The organism is uncultured Agitococcus sp. (assembly GCF_937920075.1).
Taxonomy (GTDB): Bacteria; Pseudomonadota; Gammaproteobacteria; order Pseudomonadales; family Moraxellaceae; genus Agitococcus.
Window position 1 is genome coordinate 1 of sequence record NZ_CALETI010000326.1, and the last position, 2,009, is coordinate 2,009.

A 2,009-nucleotide genomic window follows, 5' to 3' on the forward strand; every position below is an offset into this window, starting at 1 on the left:
CCACTTTGACCTTGTAAGTTAAGGTGTAAGGTTGCCGATTGGCCTAAAGCCAAGGCATTGCTTGGGGCTTGAATGCTATAACGTGCGCGGAAAGTACGAGTCACAGGGTCGGCGACCGCTGATAATTCGCGTAATTGGGCAGGGTATTTGGCTTGTGGTTGCGCCCATAACGACACTTGAGCTTGGGGGTATTGTGCAGCAATGGTGCGGCGGTCTTCGGGAAACTCGACAACAATCTCACGCGCACCTTGTTGGGCAACGGTGACAATCGGCTGTCCTGCGCTGACCACCATGCCGACATCGGCTTGTACTTGACTAACCACACCATCACTGTCAGCGCGTAAAATGGTATCAGCAATACGGTTGTTATCTAAAGACACATTACTTTCTAAACTTTTTAAGCGTGCGGCAGCAGCAGACACCGCCACCCGTTTGCGGTCTAAATCTAATTCCGAGACAAACTGTTTGGTTTGTAATTCTTGAAAACGTTTGTATTCGGCTTCAGCTAAAGCTAAATCGGCTTTTGCAGCATTAAGTTGAGAGCTGCTGGCGGTTTTGGCGAGTTCGTAATCACGTGGGTCAAGTTCGGCTAAGGCTTGGCCTTTTTGGACAGTTTGGCCGGTTTCCACCAAACGACGAACAATTTTACCTGCAACCCTAAAGCCTAATGGCGATTCAACACGTGCTTTAATTTCACCTGCTAAATCAAGGCTTTGTTGGCTGGAGCTAGTTTGCACGCTAATCAGTTTGACTAAGCGAGGCTTGTCGGCAGCAACAGGCGGTTTTTCACAGGCGCTAAGCAGTAGGCTACTGGTAATTAATAAAGGCAATAGATATAGGTTTTTATTGGACATGAGTGATCGCTCCTAAAAGCGGTGGCGAGGATTGGCTAAAGCCATGTAATAACAACAGGGCAATATTGTCTATCAAAGCATTGGTTTGCTCTTGACTACTTAAATGCGGGGCAAGTTCGTCTTGTAAATGAGCAGGGATTACCATTGAGCGCAAAAAGCCCATAATCAAAACATGACGCGCCGCAGGCGGAATAGGGCGAAAATCGCCATCTAAGACCGCCTGATTAAATAAGGCATCTAAACGATTAAGATAAGGACGCATATAACGTTGGCGTAAATATTCCGAACGCTCATTGTTTAAATCCCCCTCTCGAAAAATAAAGGCTAAGGCCGCAGGTTTGCTGACCATATTTTTTAGCGATTGAGGCAAGTTGTGTCGTAAGGCTTGTGCAGGGCGATCATTAGCCGCTAAGGCTTCTAGGTTACTGGTTAAAGTAGCCATTAACGGGGCAATATGATTATCGGCTGCTTCTTGCCAAAGTTGCTGTTTTGAGCCAAAGTGATGGTGTAATAAGCTGTCACTGATCCCACAATGATTTGCTAATAAGCGTAAAGACACTTGTTCATAACCCAATTCAGCAAATGCCAAAAACGCGCGCTCAATAATTTGTTCACGCGATAAAGCCGCTTGTTGACAGCGTGGTCTTCCACGGCTACGAGGACAAAAGTTCATAATAAAATATTTAATTGGTCGAGTGCCCAATTAAATATCATAAGTTGATGGGCTTGTCAGCTTTACAGTGTCAAGATTAACTATTTTTTTTACAAAATGATGTATATTAGGCAAAAAATCAGGCTAGTGTTAAAGGTTAACTAGGCTTCCTTGATTTTTGTGATAGGAAAAGCGCGGTATTCTGAAAAAAATGCGCTATTGTTATTAGATTAATAAAATAAGGATAATAATATGGCCGTTGCAAAACGTTTAAATAGTTTAGATTGGTCGTTTTTAGCGGGTGAAACTCGCGAGTCGATGATGCATGTGGGCGGTTTAATGACTTTTAGTCCACCTGCCGATGAACAGCCCGACTTTTTAAGAAAACTCATGGATGAAGTGCGTAGTCAAACCAAGGTATTTAGCCCTTGGAATTTAAAACTGCGTTATCCTGAGTTTTTGGCACATCCTTTACAAGCATGGGTTGAAGATAAACAATTTGA

3 protein-coding genes are annotated in these 2,009 nt (G+C 43.8%); 1 reads left to right on the forward strand and 2 read right to left on the reverse strand.

Annotated features, from left to right (window positions below; translation table 11 throughout):
- The coding region (locus tag Q0212_RS11325) for an efflux RND transporter periplasmic adaptor subunit (protein ID WP_297925527.1) at window positions 1-854 on the reverse strand (854 nt) is incomplete at its 3' end.
- Window positions 844-1,527, reverse strand: coding sequence for a TetR/AcrR family transcriptional regulator (locus Q0212_RS11330; protein ID WP_297925530.1), 684 nt, complete (start codon window positions 1,525-1,527; stop codon window positions 844-846). The genes Q0212_RS11325 and Q0212_RS11330, both read right to left, overlap by 11 nt.
- A 231-nt stretch (window positions 1,528-1,758) precedes the next feature.
- Here Q0212_RS11330 and Q0212_RS11335 point away from each other — a divergent pair.
- On the forward strand, window positions 1,759-2,009 hold a 251-nt coding region (locus Q0212_RS11335; RefSeq protein WP_297925532.1), incomplete at its 3' end, for a wax ester/triacylglycerol synthase domain-containing protein.

Excerpts from the sequence above, each read along its gene's own strand:
- Q0212_RS11330 (WP_297925530.1), bottom strand. The coding sequence starts at position 1,527 with ATGAACTTTTGTCCTCGTAGCCGTGGAAGACCACGCTGTCAACAAGCG.